The sequence below is a fragment of the Streptomyces sp. NPDC002574 genome, from assembly GCF_042889545.1.
GTDB lineage: Bacteria > Actinomycetota > Actinomycetes > Streptomycetales > Streptomycetaceae > Actinacidiphila.
Genome location: NZ_JBIARB010000011.1, coordinates 108,805 through 134,090 on the forward strand (window position 1 = coordinate 108,805; position 25,286 = coordinate 134,090).

Annotated in this window: 20 protein-coding genes and 1 pseudogene; 5 read left to right on the top strand and 16 right to left on the bottom strand. The window is 72.2% G+C overall.

The window, feature by feature from the left end; translation table 11 throughout:
* Nucleotides 1–9 precede the first annotated feature (9 nt).
* From ACFYXS_RS26690 to ACFYXS_RS26730, 9 genes are all read right to left on the bottom strand, one after another.
* Complete coding sequence (locus ACFYXS_RS26690; protein ID WP_389252514.1) at nucleotides 10–1,668, bottom strand: AMP-binding protein; 1,659 nt, start codon at nucleotides 1,666–1,668, stop codon at nucleotides 10–12.
* Nucleotides 1,650–3,104, bottom strand: a complete 1,455-nt coding sequence (locus ACFYXS_RS26695; RefSeq protein WP_389252516.1) for an aldehyde dehydrogenase family protein — start codon at nucleotides 3,102–3,104, stop codon at nucleotides 1,650–1,652. The genes ACFYXS_RS26690 and ACFYXS_RS26695 overlap by 19 nt, the downstream gene beginning before the upstream one ends.
* 25 nt (nucleotides 3,105–3,129) lie before the next feature.
* On the bottom strand, nucleotides 3,130–4,017 hold the full coding sequence (locus ACFYXS_RS26700) for a TIGR03619 family F420-dependent LLM class oxidoreductase (protein ID WP_389252518.1): 888 nt from the start codon (nucleotides 4,015–4,017) through the stop codon (nucleotides 3,130–3,132).
* 28 nt (nucleotides 4,018–4,045) lie between these two features.
* Complete coding sequence (locus tag ACFYXS_RS26705) at nucleotides 4,046–5,239, bottom strand: CaiB/BaiF CoA transferase family protein (RefSeq protein WP_389252520.1); 1,194 nt, start codon at nucleotides 5,237–5,239, stop codon at nucleotides 4,046–4,048.
* 336 nt (nucleotides 5,240–5,575) lie between these two features.
* A complete protein-coding gene (locus ACFYXS_RS26710; protein WP_389252523.1) occupies nucleotides 5,576–7,144 on the bottom strand; it encodes a SpoIIE family protein phosphatase in 1,569 nt (522 codons plus the stop codon).
* Nucleotides 7,141–8,214, bottom strand: coding sequence for a PP2C family protein-serine/threonine phosphatase (locus tag ACFYXS_RS26715; RefSeq protein WP_389252525.1), 1,074 nt, complete (start codon nucleotides 8,212–8,214; stop codon nucleotides 7,141–7,143). The genes ACFYXS_RS26710 and ACFYXS_RS26715 overlap by 4 nt, the downstream gene beginning before the upstream one ends.
* Before the next feature lie 247 nt (nucleotides 8,215–8,461).
* A complete protein-coding gene (locus ACFYXS_RS26720) occupies nucleotides 8,462–9,292 on the bottom strand; it encodes a hypothetical protein (protein ID WP_389252527.1) in 831 nt (276 codons plus the stop codon).
* A 359-nt stretch (nucleotides 9,293–9,651) separates the two neighbouring features.
* Entirely contained in the window at nucleotides 9,652–12,258 is a 2,607-nt protein-coding gene (gene rph, locus ACFYXS_RS26725) for a rifamycin-inactivating phosphotransferase (RefSeq protein WP_389252529.1), read from the bottom strand.
* A gap of 542 nt (nucleotides 12,259–12,800) precedes the next feature.
* Entirely contained in the window at nucleotides 12,801–13,856 is a 1,056-nt protein-coding gene (locus ACFYXS_RS26730) for an NAD(P)/FAD-dependent oxidoreductase (protein ID WP_389252531.1), read from the bottom strand.
* Nucleotides 13,857–14,056: 200 nt separating this feature from the next.
* Between ACFYXS_RS26730 and ACFYXS_RS26735 the strand changes: the two genes are divergently transcribed.
* Nucleotides 14,057–15,118 carry a hypothetical protein gene (locus ACFYXS_RS26735; RefSeq protein ID WP_389252533.1) on the top strand — a complete coding sequence of 354 codons (1,062 nt, stop codon included), beginning with the start codon at nucleotides 14,057–14,059 and terminating at the stop codon, nucleotides 15,116–15,118.
* A 59-nt stretch (nucleotides 15,119–15,177) separates the two neighbouring features.
* Here the strand turns inward: ACFYXS_RS26735 and ACFYXS_RS26740 are convergent, their stop codons facing one another.
* Together ACFYXS_RS26740 and ACFYXS_RS26745 are read right to left on the bottom strand one after the other, a co-directional pair.
* Nucleotides 15,178–15,534: a hypothetical protein gene (locus ACFYXS_RS26740; RefSeq protein ID WP_389252535.1), complete on the bottom strand. Its 357-nt coding sequence runs from the start codon at nucleotides 15,532–15,534 to the stop codon at nucleotides 15,178–15,180.
* A 25-nt stretch (nucleotides 15,535–15,559) separates the two neighbouring features.
* Complete coding sequence (locus ACFYXS_RS26745) at nucleotides 15,560–17,494, bottom strand: SMI1/KNR4 family protein (protein ID WP_389252537.1); 1,935 nt, start codon at nucleotides 17,492–17,494, stop codon at nucleotides 15,560–15,562.
* A gap of 302 nt (nucleotides 17,495–17,796) precedes the next feature.
* Here ACFYXS_RS26745 and ACFYXS_RS26750 point away from each other — a divergent pair, with 302 nt between their 5' ends.
* Nucleotides 17,797–19,188: a hypothetical protein gene (locus ACFYXS_RS26750; RefSeq protein WP_389252539.1), complete on the top strand. Its 1,392-nt coding sequence runs from the start codon at nucleotides 17,797–17,799 to the stop codon at nucleotides 19,186–19,188.
* 28 nt (nucleotides 19,189–19,216) lie between these two features.
* Nucleotides 19,217–19,750 (top strand): hypothetical protein, encoded by a 534-nt coding sequence (locus tag ACFYXS_RS26755; RefSeq protein WP_389252541.1) that lies wholly within the window; start codon nucleotides 19,217–19,219, stop codon nucleotides 19,748–19,750.
* Between the two features lie 238 nt (nucleotides 19,751–19,988).
* Here ACFYXS_RS26755 and ACFYXS_RS26760 read toward each other — a convergent pair.
* From ACFYXS_RS26760 to ACFYXS_RS26780, 5 genes and pseudogenes are all read right to left on the bottom strand, one after another.
* Nucleotides 19,989–20,126 (bottom strand): annotated as a pseudogene (locus ACFYXS_RS26760) (glyoxalase); the annotation flags it as partial.
* A 74-nt stretch (nucleotides 20,127–20,200) separates the two neighbouring features.
* Nucleotides 20,201–20,578 carry an aquaporin gene (locus ACFYXS_RS26765; protein ID WP_389252543.1) on the bottom strand — a complete coding sequence of 126 codons (378 nt, stop codon included), beginning with the start codon at nucleotides 20,576–20,578 and terminating at the stop codon, nucleotides 20,201–20,203.
* A 97-nt stretch (nucleotides 20,579–20,675) separates the two neighbouring features.
* On the bottom strand, nucleotides 20,676–21,356 hold the full coding sequence (locus ACFYXS_RS26770) for a DUF2218 domain-containing protein (RefSeq protein ID WP_389252545.1): 681 nt from the start codon (nucleotides 21,354–21,356) through the stop codon (nucleotides 20,676–20,678).
* 449 nt (nucleotides 21,357–21,805) lie between these two features.
* A complete protein-coding gene (locus ACFYXS_RS26775; RefSeq protein ID WP_389252547.1) occupies nucleotides 21,806–22,513 on the bottom strand; it encodes a B3/4 domain-containing protein in 708 nt (235 codons plus the stop codon).
* 53 nt (nucleotides 22,514–22,566) lie between these two features.
* Nucleotides 22,567–23,403: an EamA family transporter gene (locus ACFYXS_RS26780; protein ID WP_389252549.1), complete on the bottom strand. Its 837-nt coding sequence runs from the start codon at nucleotides 23,401–23,403 to the stop codon at nucleotides 22,567–22,569.
* 117 nt (nucleotides 23,404–23,520) lie between these two features.
* On the opposite strand from ACFYXS_RS26780, the gene ACFYXS_RS26785 reads away from it, so the two are divergent.
* Nucleotides 23,521–24,126 carry a helix-turn-helix domain-containing protein gene (locus ACFYXS_RS26785; RefSeq protein ID WP_389252551.1) on the top strand — a complete coding sequence of 202 codons (606 nt, stop codon included), beginning with the start codon at nucleotides 23,521–23,523 and terminating at the stop codon, nucleotides 24,124–24,126.
* A gap of 107 nt (nucleotides 24,127–24,233) precedes the next feature.
* Nucleotides 24,234–25,235, top strand: a complete 1,002-nt coding sequence (locus tag ACFYXS_RS26790) for a hypothetical protein (RefSeq protein WP_389252553.1) — start codon at nucleotides 24,234–24,236, stop codon at nucleotides 25,233–25,235.
* Nucleotides 25,236–25,286: the final 51 nt, after the last annotated feature.

A 25,286-nucleotide genomic window follows, 5' to 3' on the forward strand; every position in this document is an offset into this window, starting at 1 on the left:
CCCATTGGTTCATGACTCATTGACGGTGGTTGTGGTGTGTCGGTGCGTGGGTGACGTGAGCCGGCGTCTGAGCAGCTTCCCGGTCTCGGACCTCGGCAGGGCCGGCACCACCTCGAACTCGCGAGGTCTGGCATGCGGCCCGACCGACGCCGCCACCAGTGCGCACAGCTCCGCGCGGAAGTCGTCACCGACCTCGGCGGGCTCCCCGGGCTCGCCGTCGGCGAGGCGGAGGAACACCTTCACGTGCTGGCCGAGCCGGTCGTCCGGGACTCCGACCGCGGCGGCTTCGGCGACGCGCGCGTGCTTGACGACGGCGTCCTCGATCTCCGACGGTCCGATCCGGTAACCGCGGCTCTTGATGACGTCGTCGGCGCGGCCGAGGTACTCCAGTCGCCGCCCGTGCGCCCGCCGGGCCAGATCGCCCGTCCGGTGCCAGGGACCCGCGGGCGGCAGCGGACGCTCCGACGCCGCGTCCCACACGCCCAGCATGGCGACGGGATCGGGGAGCGCCACGGCGATCTCACCGACCTCGCCGTGGCCCACCTCCTGGCCGGCGTCGTCGAGCAGCGCGATCCGGTGACCGGGATACGGAGCGCCCATGGTGTCGTCGTCGACCGAGCCGAGGACCCCCGAGTCACCGATGAGCGCGTTCGCCTCGGTCTGCCCGTACGCCTTGTTGACCGCACGGGCCAGATGCCGCCTGGCCCACTCCATCTCGGGGCGCCCGGCCGGCTCGCCGCCGGTGACGACGGCACGCAGCCTGCGTTCCGGCGCCCGGTCGTTGGCCCGCAGCAGGCGCAGGACCGACGGCGGCAGGAAGGCGGTGGTGACGCCGCACCGCGCGAAGAGGTCGAGGGTCGCATCCGGGTCGAAGTGCGCCTGCCGGTGCGCGACCACCGGGACACCGAAGGACCACGGGACCAGCAGCCCCAGCAGGAGGCCGCCGATCCAACCCCAGTCCGCCGTCCCGTAGTAGACGTCCCCCGCCTCGAAGAACTCGAACGCGCAGTCCACGCCGCCGTGGCCGAGCAGCACCTGATGACCGTGGACGACGCCCTTGGGCGGACCGCTGGTCCCGGAGGTGTACAGCAGGAGCGCCGGGCGCGACGGGCCCCCGGGGTAGGGGGCGTCGAGGTCCGCGCCGGCCCTCTGCCCGGCGATTCCCCGGCCCTCGGCGCCGTCGACGGTCAGCACGACGAGGTCCTCGACCCCGCATCCCGTCGCGCGCAGCCGGTCGAGCCCCGCCCCGTCGGAGACGAGCACCTTCGCGGCCGAGTCGCCGAGGCGGTGCGCCACGGAAGTGCCCGCCAGCAGCCGGGGAATCGGCAGCAGTACGGCGCCCGCGGCCAGCACTCCGAAGACCACCTCCGCGGCGGCCGGCGAGGGGTCGAGATACAGGGCGACGCGGTCGCCCGGCTGAACGCCGTGTGCCCGCAGGATCCCGCCGATCCGGAGCGCGGCCCGTCGGACCTCGCCGAAGGTGATCCGGGGCGGCGCGTCTCCTCCGCCCGTGATGAGGGCCACCGCGTCCGGATCCTGTGCGAAGAGCGCGTCGTGCGTGATCGAGTAGTCCGGCGCCGCCGACCACCGTGGTACGCCCCGCAGTTCCCGCAGACGGGAGACGGTCGGAACGCCCTCGGAATCCGGCGCTAGTCGAGACGCGCCCATACGCTCTTCTCCTTCGTGAAGCTCTCGATCGCGCTCTGGCCGAGGTCGCTGCCGTGACCGCTGTCCCGGAAGCCCCGGTAGGGCGAGGCCGGGTTGAGCACACCCCAGCTGTTGATCCACACGTTCCCGGCGTCCAGGGAACCGGCGAAGCGCAGCGCCCGTCCGACGTCGCGGGTGAAGATCCCGGCGGCGAGGCCGTAGACCGTGTCGTTCGCCATCGCGAGCCCCTGCTCCTCGCCCTCGAACGGCAGCACCGCGAGCACGGGCCCGAAGATCTCCTCGCGTGCTATCCGCATCTGCGGCGTCACGTCCGCGAACAACGCGGGCCGGTAGAAGAAGCCCCGGCCGGGAGCGTCCCCCGGATGTTCCGCGCTCCCCGCCACCAGGACCGCGCCCTCCTCGACCCCGGAGGTGACGTAGGAGTGGACCGAGCGGCGCTGCTGGGCGCTGATGAGGGGACCGATCTCCGTCTCCGGGTCGAGCGGGTCACCGACCTTGGCCGACTCGACCCGGGCTCTGACCAGTTCGACGACCTCGTCGTGGATCGGCCGCTCGACCAGCAGCCGGCTGGGAGCGGTGCAGGTCTCGCCCTGATTGCCGTACATGGCCTGGAAGACCACGTCGGCGATCGCCTTCGGTGAGGCGTCGGCGAAGGCGACCAGCGCCGACTTCCCGCCGAGCTCCAGTGAGGCGGTGATGAGCCGTTCGGCGGCCATCCGGCCGATCTCCTGGCCGATCTCGGTGGACCCGGTGAAGGTGATCTTCCCGACGGCCGGGTGCTGGACGAGGGCGTTTCCGGCCACCGTGCCACGGCCGGGTAGCACATTGACCACCCCCGGCGGGATACCGGCCTCGAGGGCCAGTTCGCCCAGGGCCACCGGCACCAGGGGCGCCAGCTGGGCCGGCTTCAGGACGATGGCGTTGCCCGTCGCCAGTGCCGGTGCGATCTTCCAGATGGACTGCACCGCCGGGAAGTTCCAGGGCGTGACGGCCCCCACCACGCCGATCGGCTCACGCACCGTGTAGTTGAGGAAGCGGCCGGGCGCCGGAGTGGTCCTCCCCTCGATCTTCGTGACCAGACCGGCGAAGTACTCCAGGGTCTCGATCATGATGGGCAGGTCGATCGAGCGGGACTCGCGGATCGGCTTGCCCATGTCCCGGGTCTGCAGCTCGGCGAGCCGGTCCTTGTTCGCCTCGATCAGCGCCGCGAAGCGCAGCATCAGGCGGGCGCGCTGGGACGGCCGCAGCCGCTGCCACGCCGTGGCACCCTTGCGCGCGGCCTCGACGGCACGGCCGACGTCGTCGACGGTGGCCTCGGCGACGGCCGCGATGCGGCTGCCGTCGGCGGGGTTGACGGTGTCGAAGGTCGCCCCGGTCGAGGCGTCTGTGAGCTGGTCACCGATGACCAGCGGAACACTGGAGGTCAGGGCACGCATGATCGATGTCGCTTTCGCTCGGGCGTCAGGGGAGGCGGTGGGCGGTCGGCAGGACCGCCTCGGCGAGGGCCTGGAGCTCCTCCATCGCGGAGTCGAGCGTGGCGTGCTCGAACGAGGTGTCGCAGACGAAGTGGGTGACACCGAGGTCCCCGTAGGCCTCGATGGTCTCGGCGTTGTAGGGCGCCTTGCGCAACGGCCGTGCCGTCAGGGTGATCTCGCTCACGTCCCGGCCGGCCTCCTCGACGTACGCGCGGAGGGTGGCGAGGTAGCCGGCGTACTCCTCGGGACCGACCGCCAGCGGGTGCCAGCCGTCGCCGATGGCGGCGATCCGCCGGAGGGACGCCTCGCTGTAACCGGCGAACCAGATCGGGATGGTGCCGCGCACGGGCTTCGGGTACATCTTGAAGTCGTGCAGGTTGTAGAAGTCGCCGTCGAAGTCCACTTCGTCGTCGGACCACATCTGCCGCATCGCGTTGACCATCTCGGTCACCCGGCGCCCACGGTCCTTGAAGGGCGCGCCCAGGGCCGCGAACTGCTCCTTCATCCACCCGACACCGATCGCGACGGACAGCCGGCCCTTCGACAGGACGTCGATGCTCACCAGCGTCTTCGACGTCTGCACCAGCGGCCGCCAGGGGAGGATCAGGCAGGACGTGCCGAGCTCGACGGTCTCCGTCGCGGCCGCGGCCCAGGTCAGTGCCGTCAGGCAGTCCAGGTACGGAGTCTCCGGTTCCCAGAGGAACTTGCCGTTCTCCGTGTAGGGGTACGGCGTGTCCACCTTCGTGGGCAGCGCCACGTGGTCGGTCATGAACAACGAGTCGAAACCGATCTTCTCCGCGTACCGCGACACCTCGCTGATCGCGTCGGGTCCTGCCCAGGGACCGGCACCGGGGATCCTGATACCAACCTTCATGTGATGCTCCTTTGCGGAAGTTGCTGCATCAGCGGACGACTCGGCCGGCCAGCAGCCGCGCGATGTCCTCGTCGTCGTGTCCGAGTTCTTGGAGGAGTTCGGCCGTGTGCTCGCCCAGAGTCGTCGGCGGCCGCTCGACCCGGCCGGGGGTCGCCGACAACTTGATGGGCACGCCAGGCACTTGGAGCGGCCCGAGGGTCTCGTGCGCGACGTCGACCACCAGGTCCAGCGCGCGGATCTGGGGATGGACCACGGCCTCGTCGTAGGCGAGCACCGGTGCGCAGATGACGTCCTGCTCGGTGAGCAGTTCGACGGCGTCGTCGCGGTCGCGGTCGGCGAACCAGGGGGCCAGCGCCGCGTCGAGCTCCTCGCGGTGGGCGAGCCGACTCGCGGCATCGGCGAACCGCGCGTCGTCGAGCAGGCCGTCGGCGCCGACGACCCGGGCCAGCCGGCCGAAGTGGCGGTCGTTGAAGGCCACCACGTGCACGGCTCCGCCGTCCCGGGTCGGGTAGGCGTTGTACGGCGCGTAGAAATTGCTCGCGTTGCCGACGCGCGTCTGCACGTGGTCGGCGAGCAGGTACTGCCCCAGCCAGGGCGTCTGCAGGTGGAACAGCGAGCCGACGAGCGACACCGAACCGTGCTGGCCGGCTCCGGTGCGCCGCTTCGCCAGGAGCGCGACCAGCGCCGCGACGGCGACCAGGTAGCCGGCCGCGCTGTCGGCGATCGGCGGCCCGGCCTTGATCGCGCGGCCCTGGGGTTCACCCGTGGCCTGCATCAGCCCGGTGAGCGCCTGTGCCACGGGATCCATCGCCGGTCGCCCGGCCAGCGGCCCGCTCTCGCCGTAGCCGCTGACGCTGAGACAGATCAGGTGCGGGTGGCGCTCCGCGAGGTCCTCGGGAGTCAGGCCGAAGCGCTCCCGCACGCCGGGCAGCATGTTCTCGATCAGCACATCCGCGCCGGCGCACAGCTCGTGGAAGAGCTCCCGGCCCTCCTCGTCGCGCAGATCGAGGGCGATCGCCCGCTTGTTGCGGTTGACCCCGGAGTACACCCCGCTCATGCCGTCACGACCGGGCCCGAAGGTCCGGGACTCGTCCCCCGTGATGGGCTCCACCTTGACGACGTCGGCGCCGAAGTCCGCCAGGATCGACGCCCCCAGCGGCCCCGCCACCATCGTGGCCGCGTCTATCACCCGCGTCCCCGCCAAAGCTTGAGTCTGCACCATCACACGACCGTTCTGTTCATTATCTCGAACTCGCATCGGGATTATGAACGACTCTAAGCATGGGTCGTACACCCGTCAAGGCCCGCTCGCCGGCGCTCGTGAGCCGCGGGCGCTACGGGGAGGTGATGCAGGTGGGGCGGTACCGGATGGATGGGCCCATGATGCGGAACACGCGGCAGAAGGGACGAAACAGCCTCAATGGCCTGCGTGTTCGGACTCCGGACCGCTCCTCGTGCCGCCGTGACCAGTCGTCACGACGCTTCGGGACAAGGGGTGTTCAACGGCCGGGGATACCGCCCGTGTTCGGTGCGCGGCGCGTACGCATCGACGGCTGTTCTAGCGGGCCCCTGCCTCACGGCACGCACCCGCCGGTTCCATCGCGTGGAGGTGTTCGGCCCAGATGGTCTTGCCCCGCGAGTGATGGCGGGTGCCCCAGCGCTGGGTGAGCTGGGCGACGATGAACAGTCCCCGGCCGCTCTCGTCGAAGGTGCGGGCCCGCCGCAGGTGCGGGGAGGTGGTGCTGCCGTCGGTGACCTCGCAGGTCAGGGCCGTGTCGCAGCGGATCAGGTGGAGGCGAACAGGTGGCTGGGCGTGACGGATGGCGTTGGTGACCAGCTCGCTGACGATGAGGGCGGTGGTGGGGGTGGCCTTGTCCAGGCCCCAGGCCGTCAGCTTTCCCGTGACGTGTTCGCGCGCCATGGACACGGCCGCGGGGTCGGCCGGGAGGTCCCAGCTCGCCACATGGTCGCTGTCGAGCGTGCGGGTGCGGGCGGCGATCACACCCAGCCCGCGGTGGCCTCCCGCCGCCAGCAGGGCTTCCGCGGTGGAGCGGCAGGTGTCGCTGAGCGAGGGCCGCGAGCCCGCGGAATCCCTGGGCAGTTCGAGTGCGGGGGCCGCGGTCGGCCGGCTTCCGGTCGGTGCGAGGGAGTGGGTGTGCACCAGGAGCACGCTGTCCTGCGGGAGCCGGATCTCGGCGGTCTCGACGTTCGGGAGCGCTCTGCCGAGCGGCGGACCGGCGGGGAGGGCGACGGCGGTGACCGCGCCGTCAGGCGTGACGACCGTGGGCGCGGGGTGACCGGCGCAGGCGAGGGCGCACTCCGCGGTCACGGGGTCGTAGACCGCGTAGAGGCAACTGGCGATGGCCTCGGGCGCGCCTTCCGCGGTCCCGTACCCGGGCCGGAGCCGGGAGAGGATGTCCTGCAGGCGCATGAGCACTTCCTCGGGCTGGACGTCGATGTCGGCGAGCGTGCGCACCGCGGCGCGAAGCTCGGCGACGAGCGCGGGGGCGGGGACCCCGTCCTCGGCCGCGCTGCCGGCGACCAGCGCCACCCGGGCTCCGGACAGGGGGATCACGTCGAGCCAGTGGGCCTGTGGCCCGCCCTCCGCGCCCTGACCGCAGTACGCGAGCTCGACGGCCGCGCGCTTGGGCAGGCGGCCCGGCGGCAGGCCGCCCGCCACGGCCAGGGGGGTGCCGACGCCATGGGGCGCCGGATGGGCGGTGACGGTACGGGCGGCCGGCCCGTCACCGCCCGCGGACGGCGCGGCGGAGGAGCACGGCCGGCCCTGCAGCCGGAGCCGGGCCCGGCAGATGACGAGGCTCAGTGCGAGGGACAGGGCCGCTGCGGCGACCACGACCGTCCGGCCCCCGTCCGACACCCCGGGAATCGCGAAACCGTAGATCGCCACACTGGTCGCCAGTGTCGAGACCCCGATGACCAGGGTGTGCCTGACGGGCAGCAGGGCCGCCGCCATCAGGGGGGCCGGCACCGAGTAGTCCGACCAGCGGACCAACCCGACGGCGGATGCGTTCAGCTGCAGTGCGCACGTCGCCGCGAGGTAGACGGCGATCAGCACACCGGACCGGTGGGGCAGGGGAGCCCAGTGACTCGGGTCGCGGAGGGTCACGATGGTTCATCTCCGGCGTGGACGGGGCGCGGTGGGTGGTGGACGGCGATGAGGGCCAGGTCGTCCTGGAGGTTCCGGCCCGCGTGGCTGTCCACATCGGCGCTGATCTGTTGCAGGAGGCGACCGGGCCGGTCCCAGGGCCACGTTGCGGCGTGGTCGAGCACGGGGAAGAAGTCGCCGCTGGTGTCGCGGGCCTCGGCCAGGCCGTCGGTGTAGAGGAGCAGGGTGTCCCCGGGCCCGAAGGCGGCGGTGTCGAGCGGGAACGCCATGGGCTTGTCCGGCGCGAGCCCCAGGGGCGGGGCCGGCCGGGCGACGGGCAGCAGCGCCACGCGGCTGTGCCGGTGCAGCAGGGGTGGCGGGTGCCCGCAGCTGACGATCCTCACGCTCTCCTCCTCGTCGGGGAGTTCGATGAGCAGGGCCGTGATGAACCGCTCGCCGATGTCGTGCCCGCTGTTGGACAGCTCGCCCAGATGCCTGCGAACGCTGCGTTCCAGCGAGGCCGCCAGTTCCGGGAGCGTGTGGTGCCGGTGGGCGGCCTCACGGAAGGCACCGAGGACGGCGGAGGCGTCGTCGATGGCCGGAAGGCCCTTGCCCCGCACGTCGCCGATGAGGATGCGGGTGGTGCGACCGGTGCGGGACGCGGCGTAGAGGTCGCCGCCGACCAGCGCGTGGGCCGCGGAGGCGCGATACAGCGACGCGACGAGGAAGGGGCCCAACTCCTGCGGGATGGGGCGCAGCAGCACCCGTTGGGCCGCCTCGGACACCGCCCTCACCTGGGCCAGTTCTCTCAAGTCGCGGTCGTGCAGCGCCCGCGAGGCGATGACGAAGGCCGAGACCGTCAGCACCGCCCCGATGTGAACGGGCAGCACCGGCGAGTGCAGCAGCCCGTCGTGCCGGTCGACGACGACCACTGCCGCCGCGGCGACGACGGCGACGGCCGCCGTGAAGCGGGTCCGTGCGAACGTCCCCATGCACGTGGGAGCCGCCACCAGCAGGGGCGACAGATGAACAGCCAGAGGGGCGAAGGACGCACCCAAGGTGATCGCCGCGATGAGGAGGAGAGCGGGCACCACTTCGGTGCGCCTGCCCAGGTCCACTGTCGACCCGGCGCCCTCCGCGCGGCGCCCGGCCCGTCGCTTCGTGGGGATGGGGATCGGGAGGGGATGCATCGTGGTCCTGCCAGTGGTCGGAGCTCGTGAAATGCGCTGCGTCGCATCGACGTGGCGCGGGCCGCTTGCCGTCGGCGGCGCAGGCAGGAGTGGGCATCGGACCCGATGGGTCACCGCTGGACCGTGCCCGGCAACAGACGGCCGCAGATCACATCGGTGATCGTCCGACCAGCAGGGTGGCAGGGGCGGATACCGCGCATCGCGCAGCCGCGCTGTGGCGCCCCGGATACCTCTGCGATTGCGTTCGCTTCACGGCCCCGCCGTCCTTCGCGTATTCATATCGTGGAAGCCATTTGCCGATGTGCGACCCACTGTGCGTCGCGAAGTTCACCGCGTCAAGCGAATGCCTGAAATGGCATGTCCACACGTTCAATGAATGACAAACCCCGATCCCCGGGAATATCAATGCGCACGGCGATGCTTTTCCTCGATTACTCCGCGACATTGTTCGGCGGCCCGCCGAGCAGGCCGGGACGGGAGCCGTGGGGAGGGTCTGCCGGACGGTGTTGCCCTGGCTGTCGGTCGCGCTGATCCTCAGTCCGACGCCTTTGGCGGCCTGGTCCGGCCGAGGATTCCTGATCGTCGTAGTGAAGGTGTTCTTCCCGGTGGACCTGGTGGCCGCCGGGCGCCAGGTCCTGCCCCCGCCGAAAGTGGTCTCGGCCTTCAGGGACGTCACCTCGGGAAGGGCCCCGAGGCTTTCCTGGTAATAGCCGACGACGGTGATCTCGTGGGTCTCCCCCGCCCCGACGGTGTTGTCCAGCGCGAGATCGAAGTCGTAGCGCAGGAAGATGAGCGGCTCCGGCCGGCACGCCGCCGTGTTCCCGCCGACCACGTCACCCGTGCAGGGGCTCGACTCCGGGGCGTCGCCCTTGGTCGCCTCGGCGGAGGTGTACTGCCACACCGTACTCACGTCGTTGGTCCGCGCCTCGAACGGCCGCAGCGGATCGCGCGAGCGCCGCTCCGAGCGCGGTGACCTCACGGTCGCGCCCCACGAACCGCGGCACGGAAAGCGTCGGGAGCCGACCGCCACCGCTGTTGGCCCGTCCCACCAACGCCCGTCCCCTCGGTCGACCAGCCTGCGCCTGCGCCGACTTCAGCCGTGAACGATCACGCGGGAGGCGGTTCGGCCCAGAAAGCTGACCCGACAAGGGCCCGGCGGTGCGCTCCCGTGGGGCGACGACCCGTCGCGTCAGCCGTCCATCAGGTCCGGACAGGGACAGGGCTCCAACGCGGCGGACGGACGATCCGCCCACCGCCACCACACATGCCGGTTCGCGCAGCCCCGGACGACCCGGCAGGTGCGGCGGGGACAGATGGGCCCTGGTTCCGCGCTGCCGGTCACGGCAGGATCTCCACGAACCCGTCGGTCCCGTGCACCCGGATCCGCTGCCCGTCGCGGATCAGCCGGGTGGCCCCCTCCACGCCCACGACGGCCGGCAGGCCGTACTCCCGCGCGATCACCGCGCCGTGGGTCATCAGGCCGCCGACTTCCGTCACCAGGGCCGCGATGCCGACGAACAGCGGCGACCAACTGGGGTCCGTGAAGGTCGTGACCAGGATGTCGCCGGCTTCGAGATCGGCGTCCGCCATGTCGAGGACGACCCGGGCCCTTCCCTCGACGGTCCCGGCCGAGACCGGCAGGCCGGCCAGGGCGCCGGCCGGCACGTCGTCGCGCCGGTACGCCCCGGTGAGGGCCTCGCCGTCCGAGGTGAGCACCCGGGGCGGTGTGAGTGCGTGGTACGACCGGAACGCCTCCTTGCGCTGCTGGATGAGGCGGCCGTCCACCTGGTGCGAGCACACGACCTCGTGGAGTTCCTGGAACGTGAGGTAGTGGATGTCCTCCTTCTCGGGGAGCACACCGGCCCGCACAAGGCGCCCGGCCTCCCCCAGCAGCGCCCGCTTGTACACGAAGTAGCGGCTGACGATGCCGTACTTGGGGTACTCCCGGTACCCGATGAAGGTTCTGACCCGGTCGATCATCCGCTTGGTCTCGTCGGCCTTCCGGTCCCCGTCCGGCAGGGCCCGCAGCCGGGACAGCACGTCCTGTTCCTTCTGCCGCGCCTTCCGGCGCCCTTGCTCGAAGCGCCGCTCGGCGGCGCCGGGTTCGAAGTTCCTGACGTTGTCGAGGATCGCGGGCAGGAGCGTGGCGGGGCGTTCGCGCCAACGGGGCCGCGTGATGTCGATCTCGCCGACGCAGCGCATGCCGTAGGTGTCGAGGTAGGCCTCGATCGCGTCGCGCGCCTCGGTCCCGCCCGGCAGCTTCGGCAGCTCGTCCAGGAAGACATCGTCCTCGACGTCCTCGACACCCTGCAGGAACGCCACCACCTCCGGGTGCGGGCGGATCACGTCCGCGACGTCGAGCAGCGCCAGTCCCATCTCCGACGTGATGTTGTCGGGGGCGGACAGCGTGAGCGTGTCAGCCGCGTTCTTCTCGCCCAGCCACTCCTGCAGCTTGTCGTTGAGCCACCAGGTGGCCTCCATGCCCGCCATGATCGCCTGCATGTTGAGCGGATCGCCGAGGGCCCGCTTGTGCTCCTCGAAGGCCTCCAGCAGGAAGGCGAACAGCGCCGGTCCCGTCTTCGTCCGGATGTCGCGCTCCAGTGCGGCGATGGACACCTGGCTGCGCTCGATGAGGCCGGTGACGATCGCCGGATCGGTCTCGATCGGGGGCGGCGCGGCGCCGGCCGGCGGCCCCCCGGGACTCGCGTCCGGGAGTGGCGGGACGAAGTCGTCGCGGTCGAGGAGGGTCTCCAGGGCGTCCCGCACCAGCGGATCGCCCTTCCCCATGACGTCCAGGAGCGCGGCGCGGCTCGCGGGCGAGGCCAGACGCCGGGTGGCGTCCACGAACAGCCTTCCGCCGGCCGTGTGCATCGGCACCATCGCCGTCAGCTGCCACATGGACAGGCCCAGGGGCTTCATGGGGTCGGTCATCATCTGCTGGTGGCCGACGGAGACGTAGACGTGGTTCTCCTGGTCGCCGGTCTCCGGGACGGGGAACAGTGTGGTGATGGGCCGGCTCTGGACGATCCGGAACCCGTCGTCGTCCAGGCACCATTCGATGTCCTGCGGGCTGCCGAAGTGCGCCTCGATCCGCCGCCCGAGCTCCACGAGCCCTACGACCTGCTCATCCGTGAGCGCCGGTTGCTCCTGCCGCCGCGGGTCGATCGCCACTTCCCGCGTGCCGCCGGCCGGAAGGGGCTGAACGGCACGTTGTTTGGCGGCGATCGCCCTGGTGACGACCTCGCCGAGCCGCACCGTGTAGACGTCCGGGTTCACCAGGCCGGAGACCAGCGCCTCGCCGAGGCCGAAGCCGGCGTCCACGGTGGCGACCGTGCGGTTGCCCGTGACGGGGTCGGCCGTGAACAGCACGCCGGACGCGTACGGGAAGACCATCCGCTGCACGACCACGGCCATGTGGACCGCGCGGTGGTCGATGCCGTTCCGCCGCCGGTAGGTCACGGCCCGCTCGGTGAACAGCGAGGCCCAGCAGCGGCTGATGTGCCGGAGGATCGCCGTCGGCCCCACGACGTTCAGGTACGTGTCCTGCTGGCCGGCGAAGGAGGCCGTCGGCAGGTCCTCCGCCGTCGCGCTGGACCGGACGGCACAGGCGGCCTGCTCGCCGAGCCGCGCAAGGGCGCCGGTGATCGCCGCCGCGAGATCGCCCGGGACGGCGATCCCCTCGATGTCCCGGCGGATCCTCGCGCTGAGCGCGCGGATCGCCTCCCGGTCGTCCAGGTCGGCGCGCGACAGCTGATCCAGCCGCTCCTCGATCGACGGCGCTTCCGCCATGACCCGCCGGAAGGCGTCCGTCGTCACGCAGAAGCCGGCCGGCACGCTGATGCCCTCGATCCGCGACAGCGCACCCAGGTGCGCGCCCTTGCCGCCGACGAGCGCGACCTGCGTCTCGTCGACCTCGTGAAGATCCCACACGTACTGCTCGATCACTGCGATCCCTCCGAGGCGGCCGTGCTCCGTCGCACCGCGGTGACCGACAGCAGCACCGGCGCCTCCCACTCCGTCGAACCTCTTGCCGAGCGCGTCCGTGTCCGCCCTCATCTCCGCGGGATGTGGCGTCGGCCGACGATTCTGCGCCCTGACCGGGGCCTTGCGGCAAGCCCCCCTGTGCGCTATAAGTTGAGAGTGGCAAGGAGAGAGCTCTCCTTGCCTTTTACTTTTCCCCACTGACGACCCCGGCCAGTCGCTCGCGAAAGGGCGGTGGCCGCCGGCCCGGGCGGACGTCCGGAGCCCGTACGGTACGGCGTTCGCCGCCCCCGAAAGCCGCGGGAGGGAACGGCTCGGCGGGTTCGGGCGCGCGCGCTGCGGAGCGGTACTGACGGCGCGGCGAGGTCGGCGAGTTCGACACCACCGCCCCGCAACGGCTCGGCCCCGGCGGCGAGCACACCGTCGAACTGCTCGTGCTGTTCGGGCGGCAGGGCGAGCGGACCCACCTCAGGGCCCGCACCGCCTGAGCCCGGCCCTGCCGGAGGTCACGCCCCCGGCAAGGGGTCCAGCCCGTGCTGTCGGACGCCGAGGACGCGCCGTGACACCTCGGCCTCCATCGGCCCGCTGAACACCTCCGCGGCAGTCGCCCGGCGGGCCCGGGCGGCCGCGCGCGCGTCGGCCGTCAGCAGGTCCATGACGATGGCTGCGGCCGCGGTCGTCCCGGCCGCCGCGGCAGCCGGAACGCCCGCCATCAGGTCGCTGACGTTCCCCGCGGCCCAAACACCGTCGACACCGGTGAAGCCGAAGGCGTCCACCGTCAACTGCTCCCCGAAGCCCGCCGGATGCTCCCGCACGGCGAGACCGAGCCCGCCGAGGAAGGACGCCCGGGCCGTGAAACGCGGGGCGACCGCGAGCACCCGAACGGGCACCACGTGCCCGGAGGTCAGGCGCACCCCGGCCAGCCGGTGTGCTTCGTCGGCCTCCAGGCCGTCGACGGTTCCCTCGACGACGCCGACACCCAGGCCGGCGAGCTGCTCCCACTGATCGGACGTCAGATCGGTCCCGGTGTGCAGGAACAGCGTCACGTCCCGCGACAACTGCCGGAACAGCAGGGCCTGGTGGAAGCTGCCGAGGACCCCGATCGGAGTGTCCCGCGCCTCCCAGCCGTGGCAGAACACGCAGTGCACCACGTCTCTGCCCCACCGCTCCGCGAGCCCCGGCACATCCGGCAGCTCGTCGACGAGACCCGAGGTCACCAGTACGCGCCGCGCCGTCACCCGCCGGCCGTCCCCGCACTCGACCACGAAGCCGTCGCCGTCACGCTGGATCGCCGTGACACTGCCGGTTACCACGCGGCCGCCGTAGGAGGCGACCTCCTCCCGCCCCTTTCGCAGCAGTTCCAGCGGGGCGATGCCGTCGCGTCCCAGCAGTCCGTGCGCCGCGGCGGCCGGTGCGTTGCGGGGTTCTCCCGCGTCGATCACCAGCACCGACCGCCGCACCCGTGCCAGGGTCAGCGCGCCGGACAGACCGGCGGCACCACCTCCGACGACCACCACGTCCCACGCGCCGCCCGGTGCTTCCATGTCGTTGTTCTGATTCATGCCCGCACGATCGCCCCGGCCGCCGCCGGGGAGCAAAGTTTTCTGCCATTTCGGCAAGAAGCCCGTCGGCCCGGCCGCGGAATGCGGATGGTGTCCCACGGGTGTCACGGACCGGCAACCGCCGTGTCCGCGGCGGGTGGGGGCGCGCTTCGGGGCGGCATCATGGTGCCGGGTGGAGGAGGACAAGGGGGCGGTCGGCAATGGAGTTCACGGTCGAACGGACGCTGAGACGACGGGGGACGCGGTGGACGGCCTGGGGGCTCGTCCTGCTGACCGGCTCACTGGCGTGGGCTCTCGCCTCTGTACGCACCGGCTTCCTGGTCCCGCTCTACGTGGTGTTCGGCGCCGCGCTGGCGGTCCGGACCGGGCGGAAGAATCTCCGCAAAGCGCGGCAGCCGTTCCGGCTGCGGATCGACGGGTTCGGGATCACGCTGCACGACGCCGAGCTGTCCTGGGAGCAGATCGGCACGGTCGCTCTGTCGCACGCCCCCGCCAGGGACAGCGAGTCGACGCCGCCCGAGCCGCAGTTGATGCTCTGGACGCGGCCGGGTGTGGCGCTGCCGCGCGAGCAGGAATCCTCGATGTTCGGCGGGGGGCCGTACGCGCTGGTGGACTGCGCGGACCTGGACCAGAGCGTCCTGGAACTCACCGCCGCGCTCGCCGAACACGGCGGTGCCCGCTTCGAGACGGCGCCGCGCGAGGTGCGGCCGCCGATGCCGGTCACCGTCGCCGGCCCCGAACGGAGCGTCGCCGGCGGGGAGCGGGATTTCACGGCCCATCGGCGGGCCGGCCTGTGGACGGCGATCTGGGCGGTCCCCGCGGTGGTGTTCACCGTGGCGGTGGTGTGCATCGTCTACGACGTCGTGTTCACCTCTCTGCTGTTCATGGGGACGGCGGCAGTCGGTGTCATCCCCTGCTGGGTGATGGCGGTCCGCTGCTTCGTCCGCTGGCGCAGGCCGTTGCGGCTGCGGATCGGTCCCACCGGGATCGGCATGCGCGAGGTGGCCGAGAGCGAGCGGCACTTCGCGTGGTCGCAGATCGCCGCCGTCTCGGTCGGGCGGCCGTCGCACACCACCGACCGGCGCCCCTGGCTCATGGTGTGGCCCCTGCCGGGCGCCCACCCGTACGCCCGTCCCAGCCAACTGGTCGACGGTCACCGTGCCTACGCACTGGTCCGGCTGGACCGGCTCCCGGGCGGAGCGGACGCGGTCCTACCGGTGCTCCGGGCGTACGCGGGAGAGCGGTACGCCGAGACGGCGTGACGCCGTCGGGGTCGGACCGGTCCGTACTCCCCGGCCGTCAGCGAGCGCGGCGACGCACATCACGCATCGCCCTCAAGGAACGCGTCGACCCGGATGTCCAACCACGCACGGCACACCCACGTCAGTCCGGCGAGCACGACCGCGACCGCCCCGCCCGCCACGGCCGTCCGCGCACGTGTGCCCGCCCGGCGGCGGAGCAGACCACTCGCCACCGCCCAGACCGCCAGCGTGATCGCCGGCACCCCGAGCAGCATCGAGGGCAGCTCCACGTACAGCAGGCTCCAGTCCCGCCGGTCCTCGAAACTCCCCTGAAGCCCGGGCCGGGCACCCTGCAGCCAGACCCCGAGCCCGGCACACGCACCGACCGCCGCCACCAGGCAGCCGACGGCACCGCCGGGTTCACCACGCTCCCTCATGTCCCTGTCGACGCACCCCGCGCGATCACAGTTCCCGTTCCCGTTCCCTGCCCTGCTCACGCGCCTGGTCGGCCGTCTTCCGCTGCAGCCGGAAGGTGGCGTGGACGAACGGTTCGCCCGCGCGCGGTGCCCTCGTCCAGGACCGAGTGGTGAAGGCCGGGAGCCTGCCCCGGGTCAGCGCGAAGCGGGGAAGTGACAGACCGAGTTCGGCGTGCAGCGCCTCCAGCACGCGTACCTCGAAGTCCGTATCGCTGTCTCCGGGTCGGAACAGCCGTGCGGGGTCCAGGCTCGCGGGTATCGCACCGGAGCGCTCGATCTCCGCACCCCGCACGGTGAACGCGTACAGTTCCTCACCCCGTTCGGCCACCGAGAGGTGGAACGCCACCGGGTGCGCACCCAGGGACGAGCGCAGCGGTTCGCGCCACACCACCACTGCGCGTCCGGCCGAGGACGCGGCCGACGCGGGGGATACGAACAGTTTGCCCAGATGGTGGTGGGTGGGGCCGTCGAAGGCGAAGGCCCACGCTTCGGCGGTGCGGCCGACCGTGACCAGGGCCCGGTCCTCCCAGGGTTCCGCGCCCTCTCGTTCCTGGGGTCTGAAGGCCCACAGGGACGTCATGCGCGGATCCGCGGGCGGGCTCAGTTCGGCGCCCTCGTCGCCGATGAGCGCGGGCAGCCCGGCGGGGTCGAACCCCTCGACCCAGACGCAGCGGTACCCGTCGATCCGCTGCCCGTTCGCCGCCGGCCGCGTCAGCCAGACCAGGCCCGGCGGGTCGAGATCGGGCACCGGTTCGGGAGCGGGTCCGCTCTCCCCGGCCCGCGGTGTGGCGAGGATCTCCCGCCCGCGCTCCGGGGTGATCAGCGGACCCAGGACCGGATCGGCGAGCAGCCCGATCGGCGCGATCAGCAGGGGCCCCGGCGCCTCCCACAGCGGGAGGGCGTCCCGCAGCACGCGCCACGCGGCGTCGGTCGCCCCCCAGCGGGCCGATTCCCGTGCCTCGGCCACGGCCCGGCCCCAGGGACCGGGAGGCTCGTAGCGATGGGTGCGGTCCAGCATGGTGCGCAGCACGGTCTCGGCGGATTGACGTGCGACGCCGCGGGCGGTCATCATCACGAGCCAGTGGTCCGGTCCGCCCGGCCACCGTTCGCCGCCCGCCGGTGACATGGCCTGCACGGGCAGGATCTCGGGCAGGTAGCACGGGTCGGACACCAGGTTGCCGTAGTCCCGGGTACTGCGCGGATCCAGCAGGTGCCGGAGCTGGCCCAGCAGCACGGCGCTCCATGGCCGGCCGAAGGACATCGCCTCCTCCAGGAGCGGCACGGCCTCCTCGTACCGCCCTCGCAGGGCCAGCGACCGGGCCTCCTCGACATGGGCGTCCTGGAGGCGGGTGGTCGCGTTCACGAAGTCGGGCCGCGCCGCCCGGTCGGCGTGGAAGCCGCGGTACTTGGCCTCCATGTACGCACGGAACGACGCATAGCGCCGCGGCAGCTCACCGCTCCAGCCGCGGAAGACCCACAGCGCCCACTCGCCGTCCTCGTCGCTGTCGCCCGGATCGAGCAGGGCGTTCGACATGTCGGAGTCCGTCTCCAGTCGCATCGCTCGCCGCCACATCCCGGCCAGCAGGACGTCCTCCTCGCGCGGGTCGTCGCCGAGATCCTGCTCGTACAGCGGGGTCATGCCGTGCGGGTCCCGGAACCAGTCGATGTCCGCGATGCCACCGAGCTGATAGACCCCGGCCGTCTCGTCCACGTGCCAACCGTCGCTCACCGCCAGGAACTCCCGGTACGAGGGCGGCAGCCGCCGTCCCAGCCGCTCCTCGGCCGCGACGATCGCCGCCTCGTCCGCCGCGGGCCTGCCCGGGGGCAGGACACTCCGCTCGCCGTCCGCATCCGTGCGCGGAACCCACTCCTCCTGCCAACGTGTCAGGAACGTGTGCCAGTTGAAAGACTCGCCGCTCATGGCCGGATGGTGTCATCCGGCACCGACAACGGCGGCCCGCACCGGCCGGACACCCGACGCGCCGGCGATCGCGGAATGATTTTGCCCTCACCGAGAACTTCCTCCTCTCCGGGTGCATCTCAACCGCGACGACAGGACGTGCCTCCGGCGCGCGGCGACACCACACCGCCGCCGCGTGCCGGTGGGCAACCACGTCAGCTGCGTCGCACTGGGCCGATCGGCCCGGTTGCTGACCGGAGAGGATTCATGAACGCGTGAACAGATTCACGTCGCGAGGCCGCATCGCGCGTACGACGGGGAAGTTGTCCGGCCGCATAGCCAAGATCTCGGTGGCGGTCGCGGCCGGCGCGGCGCTCACCGCCGTGGCCCTGCACCCCGGACTCGCCGCCGGCCCGGCGTCGTCGGCGTCCCCGGCGCCGACCGCCACGGCGGGCCCCGCGGACACGCCGTCCAACGCCCGCGCCGACACCGGTGAGACCGTGGCCGCTCTGCGCAAGGCGGTGGGCAGCGGACGGCTGCTGGACTCGCACGGTGTGCGCTCGGTGTGCCCGCGGTGCCACAGCGAGGTGGTCACGGACCACAAGGGCAGCAGCTCGCCGCTGCGGTCCTCGCTGCCCGCCGGTTACGGTCCGGCCGACCTGAACAAGGCGTACGGACTGCCCGGCACGTCGGCCGGCAAGGGGATCATCGCCGTCATCAACGCCGGCGTCGACCCCACCCTGGAGCACGACTTGGCCGCCTACCGGCGGACCTACCACCTGCCGCCGTGCACGACGGCGTCCCGCTGCCTGCAGCTGCTGGACTACACCGGCGGCGCGCAGCCGGCCCCGCAGGACCCGAAGAAGGAACCGCACGGCGCCTTCCTGGAGGAGGAGGTGTCACTGGAGACCTCGCTCGACCTCGACATGGCCTCCGCGGCCTGCCCGTCCTGCCGGCTGATGGAGATCTCGGTGCCGTGGCAGGACGCCGAGGACGACAACGACGTCTCCACCGGTGACTTCGCCCGCGCGGTGAACACCGCGGTGGCCCACCACGCTTCTGCGGTCAGCATCAGCTACGGGTACTCCGCGGACGTGACGAACACCAGCGGCGGCCTCCTGGCCGCCCTCCGTCACAAGGGGGTGGCGATCACCGCGTCCACCGGGGACTCCGGCTTCAACGGCGGGATCCACCAGTCCTGGCCGTCCAACCTGCCCTCGGTGATCAGCGTCGGCGGGGTCACCCTACCGACGACCGGCCCTGCGACCGCCTGGTGGAGCGGCGGCAGCGGGTGCGAGACCCGCTTCCCGGCGGCCAATGGTCAGCCCTCCTCGGTGACCGGGGCGTGCGGCGGGCACCGTGCCGCCGCCGACGTGTCGGCGGACGCCGACGCCGCGACGGGCGTGGCGGTCTACGACACCTACGCCCCCAGCAGCGGCGAGCCCTTCGACTGGGTGATCGCGGGCGGGACCAGTGCCTCGGCGCCGTACATCGCGGGCCTCTTCGTCCGGGCGGGCCACCTGACCGCCGTCGACGGACCCCGCACCCTCTACCGTGCCCCGGCCGCCGCCTTCACGGACATCACCGCCGGAAACAACGAGACGTACCACCTGTGCGCCGACTACCCCGGGCTCAGCACGTCCGTCTGCACCGCGGCCAAGGGCTGGGACGGCCCGACCGGTCTGGGCATGCCGCACGGCCTCGCCGCTTTCTGACATCCCTCCTCCACCCCAAGGAACACCCATGCGCAGAACGACCCTGTTGGCGGCGGGCGTGGCCACGATCGCCGCGGCCGTGCTGGCCACGACCGCTCCCGGCATCGCGAGCGCCAAGGCCACCGGCACGACGCCGCGCCCCTGCCGTACCAGCGACGTCTCCTTCTACTTCGGCGGCTACACCTCGGACCTCAGCCGTCGCGCCTTCGACGTGACGCTGCTGGCGCACGACGGCATCGCCTGCACGCTGAGCGACATCCCCCAGGTGTCGCTGAGCGGGCCCCCCGCACAGACCGCCTCCATCCCCGTGAGCATCCGCGGACGCGGCGGCAAGCTGGTGCTGCGCGCGGACTCCCCGCTGCACGCCGGCATCCGCTTCAGCGCTCCGGACCTGCCGGAGCACACGCTGAAGGTCACCACGTTCAAGCTGTCGATGCCGGACCACAGCTCGCTCGCCACGAACTTCTACGTTCCCGGGGAGACCGACGTGAGCCTGGCCGGCGTGACGATCACGTCATGGACGACGGGGATCGGTCTCGGCCAGGGCGAGCAGTTCATGTGACAGGCCTCCTCAGCCGGTAGGACGCGATGACGCGTCCCGGGCGCCGGGCCGGCAGACCGGCTCCGGCGCCCGGGACGCTGCCGATGGCGTGGTCCAGCAGTTCCCGGGTGGCTCGCTGCCCGCTCTCGACCTCGTCCGGTTCCGATGGCTCAGGCGTCGGCACCCAACCGGAACTCCGGGCCCGGGCGCACATGTTCGCCATGAGCCGGGCCGGCTGCGGCCGAGGCCGACGCCCGGGTCAGCGGCCGGGGAACCGCCGGGTGATCTCCTGGAGGATCCAGCCGTTGCCGTCGGGGTCGCTGAAGCTCAGGAAGGAGCCGTAAGTGGCGTGCTCCGGGTGCCGGCCGGCCGGCCGCCCCTGACCCGCGAGGCGGTGGCCTCGTCCACGATGACCACCACGCGTTCGCGCCGTCCCGGCGTTGCCATGACGGCGCGGAAGCCTGGCCGCGGTCACCTCTCGGCCGCGGTCGCCACGGGGCGGGTACAGCCGATCTCCGGGGGCTTGGACATGCGCGTGCGGATGTGCAGGACGTCACCGATGAGGAGGTCGTAGACCAGGACCCGATCACGCCACCGACCAGGGGCCGACGATGGGGATCCAGAAGCAGTCGTGGAAGGAGCGGCCAGGGTGCCCGGCAGCGCGAGGTCCTGCCAGCCGGCCGCCCAGGCGAACAGGCGTGGGCCGAAGTCGCGGGCGGGGTTGATGGCGTAGCCGGCGTTCGCGCCGTACGACAGGCCGATCGCGGCGACCGCCAGTCCGATGACCACGGGCCCGAGCCCGGCCCGCACCGCCGGGTTGCGCAGGTCGATGACCGCCATCAGCAGCATGCGCCTCCGCGCGGCTGGCACATGAACCGGAGCGCCTGGAAGGCCGGCAGCGCGGTCTGGCCCCGGAGCCGGCCGCACCCACCGGACCCGCGGGCCGTCACCGCGTGTCGCGAGCCGTCCGGCGCCTTCCGGCAGACCGCCGGAGGACGTAGGCACCCCTGAACAGAACGGCTGCCAGGACGGAGCCGATGACCCAGTGCTTCCACGGACCGGCTTCCAGCACGGCCACGCCAAAACCGACGTGGACGGCGACCACCAGCGTCACCACGGCCACGGCGCCGATCGTCAGGCCGTGTCGGGAACGGACCACCGCCGTCTCCATCGGCGTGTGATCGGCGCCGGAGTGATCAGCGGTTCCTTCCGGATGCCAGGTCACGTGCAGGGCGCCGCCCTTGCTGATCCTCCGCAGGCGCTCGGCCGCCCAATGCTGGACGCGCTCCAGGCTGTCCCGGTCGCCGGCCTCGACCCGCAGGTTCAGCACGCCGGGGCCGGCGTGCAGGGTGCACCGCCCCGAGCCGACGTCGACAGTCCTGCGCGCACCCGAACGTTCGACACGGTGGATCCGGGGCGCCGTCCCGCCTCCGTGCAGCACGTGCAGCAGATGCAGCAACCGGCCGCCCGCCCGGCCGGGATGCCGGCAGAACTGCGCCAGGTACAGGTTCGGATGGTCGGTCCGGATACGGGTCTCGGTGATGAGCATGCAGGTCCTTCTCCCGGGCTCGGTCCCCGGTCTCCGATGAAGAGGGCGACGAACCGGCTGGGGAGGATCGGCGCTCATGATGCGGAACCCGCCCCTTGTGACGGTGGGGATCCCGATTACCGACCGGGCGGCGCGCCAAGCTGTGACAACCGACGCTGACGGCGGCTCAGAGCCGGGGCACGCCGCCAATGCCGCGAACCTGGGGCGGGGGAGGCCGACATGCTGATCCACGGGCCGACGGGGGCCACCAAGGGCCGCCCCGTACGCGTTCGGTGCTCGCCGGGGGTGGTTCCGCCGCGACGGGGGAGACACGGCGGAACCACCATGGCCAGTGTGCGACGGGGATCCTCCGCAGCGGGGGCGATTCGGCGGAAGTGCCTGGTCATCGTACCTTCAGCAGGTTGACGCGGGGAACATACCGCCCCGACCGCGTCAGATGGTGGCAGATACGGCGGAACGCACCCCACCACATCACCGATCCGGGCTGGGCACAGTCCCGCGGCCGCCCGCAAGTCCCGTGAGAGCAGTCAGGCCTCGAAGCTGGGGTGGGCGGGGCTGAGGTAGTCCACGGTGACCCGTTCGGCATGCGGGGCGAGCAGGCTCCGCAGCTCGTGGGCGGCTGATGCGAGAAGGTCGCCGTCGCGGGCGGCGTCGAGCGTCTCGAGGACGAAGACGACGTGTGCCGCGTCCTCGGTGACGCGGGTGCGGTGGGCGTCGCGATGGTTCCAGTGGCGGGTCAGGACGCCGGTGCCGTCGGTGTAGACGACCTCGCCGGGCTTGGGGTTCTCGATGGTCCCGGGTTCGCCGAGCGGGGTGAACTCCTCGCTGCCGTCGGCGTAGCGGATGTCGACGTCGCCGGCGATGTGGTCGAGGTCGAAGGCGCCGGCGGGCAGGCCGTGACGGACGGAGACGGCGTTGTACGAGTCGACGGCCGGGTTGATGCGCGGCAGCACGCCCTTCTTGGCCATGCGGCGGCCGAGGGCGTCGACGCTGGGCCGGATACGGCGGGGATTGGTCCCGAAGGCCCGGTAGGCGGTGTGCCACGTCCCGATCCGCGGGTCGGTCTCGTCGGCGGGCTGCCAGGTGCCGTCGGCGAGTTGCCGCTCAAGGGCCTCGAGAGCGGCGGTGGTGCCGGGCCAGGGTTCCTTCCCGCGCAGGCCGGCCGCGGTGACCAGGGCGATGAGCGAGCCGGGGAAGGCGTCCGCGACGGCGGGGGTGATCCGGATGGCGGTCATGAGGCGGGGTCCTGTCTCGTACGGGCGGGCGGGGGTGGCGGGGTCGCGGCGGTTCACGCGAGGGCGAGGAGGCTGACGGCGGCCGCGGCGACGCCCAGGCCGACGAGCTGGCTGCGGTGGATGCGTTCGGCCAGCACGCTGCGGGCGAGCAGGACGGTCCCGGCCGGGTAGAGGGCGGTGATCACGGCCACGACGGTGAGGTCGCCGCTGCGGGCGGCGAACAGGAACAGCAGGTTCGCCAGCGAGTCGAGCACGCCCGCGGTCGCCGAGATCGCGTAGGCGGGTTTCTCCGCGCCGAGCCGGCGGTGCATGGCGGCTGCCGCGGCCAGGATGACGGCCGAGGAGACCGCGCGGCCGACGATCAGCGGGGCGACGCCGCTGTCGGAGGGCGCCTGGTGCAGGCACACGAGCTGGAGGGCGATGGCGGCGCCCGCGCCGAGGGCGAGCAGCAGTGCGGTGCGTGAGGGACGCGACGAACGCGCTCCGGGCCCGGCGCTGACCAGGACCACCGCCGCAAGGGCGAGCGGCAGGCCCAGAAGCCCGGCCACGCCCAGGTGCTCGCCCTGGAGCAGTCCCACCGTGACCGGCAGGGCGGCGGACACCAGCGCCGTGACGGGCGACAGGACGTTCATGGGGCCGATCGCGAGCGTCTTGTAGAGCAGGGCGAACGCCGCGGCGGACGCCACACCGGACGCCGCCCCCCATCCGGCGCCCGTCCAGGAGAACGAGGCGCCCAGGACGGGCCAGAGCAGCAGCTCGACGGCGAGACTGGCCGGCGCCGCGACCGTCACCGTGCGCAGCACATGGGCCTTGCGGGCGCCGAGGCCGCCGAGGAAGTCGGCGCATCCGTAGGCGAGGGAACTGCCCAGGGCCGGCAGCAGAGCGATCACGGTACTTCCCTCACCTCACATTGGAACGACTCGACCGTACAATGAAACGACCGGCCGTTGTCAACCAAACGACCGGGCGGTGCATTCCAGTGATCCACACGTCAGAACGGAGATCAGGTGCCCGAGGCAGAGGCGGCGCTGCGCGCGCTCGCCCACAACGTCAGGGCCGCGCGCACGCGCGCGGGACTGTCCCTGGACGAGTTGGGCCGGCGCGCCAAGGTCAGCAAAGGGGCCCTGGTCGGGCTGGAGAAGGCGCAGGGCAATCCGAACTTCGCCACCCTGGTCCGCCTCGCCGACACCCTCGGCGTCTCGGTGTCCGCCCTGCTGGAGGGAGCGGCCGAAGGCCGCGTCCGGGTGGTGTCCGCCGACGCGGTCATGCCGCTGTGGGCCGGGGAGCGGGGCGGTGAGGCCCGGCTCATGATGACGACGTCAGGGCCGGCGCCCGTCGAGATCTGGCGCTGGAGACTGGAACCGGACGAGGAGTACCGCAGCCACCCCCACCAGGGCGGTGTCGTGGAGACCGTGAGCGTCACCTCGGGCCGGATGACCCTGGTCGTCGACGGCACCGAGCACCCTGTCGAAGCGGGACAGACCGCGACCTTCGACGGGGACGTGCCGCACGCCTATCGCGGCTCGGGCGACGGAACCTGCTCCCTGATCATGACCGTCCACATCCCGCCCGGACCCGTTGCGCAGCCCGAGCGACCCGATCCGCCGAACTGACGGTCCGACCCGTCCCGATGACGTCCCGTCATGTGCCGTTCCTGGCGCGAACAGGCCGCCGAACGGGCCATGGCGGGATAGCGTCTGCGCTCAGGAGGTGTGGGCGCGTGGACGTCATCGAGTGGCTGCTGGACGGTGACCCGGCGATCCGCTGGCAGGTGATGCGGGATCTCACCGACGCGCCCGCGGAGCGGATCGCGGCCGAACGGGCCCGCGTCGCGGACGAGGGCTGGGGCGCACGGCTGCTGGCCCTCCAGCGACCGCACGGCCAATGGGCCTCCGGCATCCCCACGTTCACCGCCGGGGCCGCCGAAAAATGGTGGCACGCGCTCGAACCCGCGCAGCAGGGCACGCTGTTCCCCGAATGGACGTCCACCACCTGGAGTCTGGCGTTGCTGCGGGCGTTCGGTGTCGAACCGGGCAGCGCGGCGGCGCGCCGCGCCGTCGGCCTGGTGCACGAGCACGTCCGGTGGGAGCACGACGGCGAACCGTTCTTCGCCGGGGAGGTGGAGCCGTGCATCAACGGCCGGACCGTGGCGCTCGGAGCCTACTTCGGCAGGGACGTCACGCCGGTCGTCGAGCGGCTCCTCGGTGAGCAGATGGCCGACGGCGGGTGGAACTGCGAGCAGGAGAACGGCTCGGTCCGCGGGTCGTTCCACACCACGATCGACGTCCTCGAAGGACTGCTGGAGTACGAGACGGCGGCGGGAGCCGCCCCCGAGGTGACCGACGCCCGGCTCCGCGGCCAGGAGTACCTTCTGGAGCGGCGGCTGTTCCGGCGGCTGTCGACCGGCCTCGTCATCGGGCAGGACCGCGGGACCGACGGTCCCTCGCCCTGGACGCGGTTCTCCTACCCGACCTTCTGGCACTACGACGTGCTGCGCGGGCTCGACCATCTGCGCGCGGCCGGCGCCACCCCCGACCACCGGGTGGCCGAGGCGGTCGACCTGGTGCGTTCCAAGTGCGACGCGGACGGCCGCTGGCCGCTGGAGAACCCCCATCCCGGCGAGCTGCACTTCCCCATCGACGACGGCGAGGGGAAGCCGAGCCGGTGGAACACCCTGCGGGCCACGCGCGTGCTGCGGTGGTACGAGCAGGCACTGACGTAGCCGCGATCCGCCCGCCCCTTGCACGTTCGCCAGGATGAGGTCCCAACTACC

Coding starts and splice junctions, on each gene's coding strand:
- ACFYXS_RS26705 (WP_389252520.1), bottom strand. CDS start 5,239: ATGGTGCAGACTCAAGCTTTGGCGGGGACGCGGGTGATAGACGCGGCC.
- ACFYXS_RS26765 (WP_389252543.1), bottom strand. CDS start 20,578: ATGCTGCTGATGGCGGTCATCGACCTGCGCAACCCGGCGGTGCGGGCC.
- ACFYXS_RS26735 (WP_389252533.1), top strand. CDS start 14,057: ATGGAGTTCACGGTCGAACGGACGCTGAGACGACGGGGGACGCGGTGG.
- ACFYXS_RS26730 (WP_389252531.1), bottom strand. CDS start 13,856: ATGAATCAGAACAACGACATGGAAGCACCGGGCGGCGCGTGGGACGTG.
- ACFYXS_RS26775 (WP_389252547.1), bottom strand. CDS start 22,513: ATGACCGCCATCCGGATCACCCCCGCCGTCGCGGACGCCTTCCCCGGC.
- ACFYXS_RS26770 (WP_389252545.1), bottom strand. CDS start 21,356: ATGAGCGCCGATCCTCCCCAGCCGGTTCGTCGCCCTCTTCATCGGAGA.
- ACFYXS_RS26740 (WP_389252535.1), bottom strand. CDS start 15,534: ATGAGGGAGCGTGGTGAACCCGGCGGTGCCGTCGGCTGCCTGGTGGCG.
- ACFYXS_RS26700 (WP_389252518.1), bottom strand. CDS start 4,017: ATGAAGGTTGGTATCAGGATCCCCGGTGCCGGTCCCTGGGCAGGACCC.
- ACFYXS_RS26695 (WP_389252516.1), bottom strand. CDS start 3,104: ATGCGTGCCCTGACCTCCAGTGTTCCGCTGGTCATCGGTGACCAGCTC.
- ACFYXS_RS26745 (WP_389252537.1), bottom strand. CDS start 17,494: ATGAGCGGCGAGTCTTTCAACTGGCACACGTTCCTGACACGTTGGCAG.
- ACFYXS_RS26690 (WP_389252514.1), bottom strand. CDS start 1,668: ATGGGCGCGTCTCGACTAGCGCCGGATTCCGAGGGCGTTCCGACCGTC.
- ACFYXS_RS26755 (WP_389252541.1), top strand. CDS start 19,217: ATGCGCAGAACGACCCTGTTGGCGGCGGGCGTGGCCACGATCGCCGCG.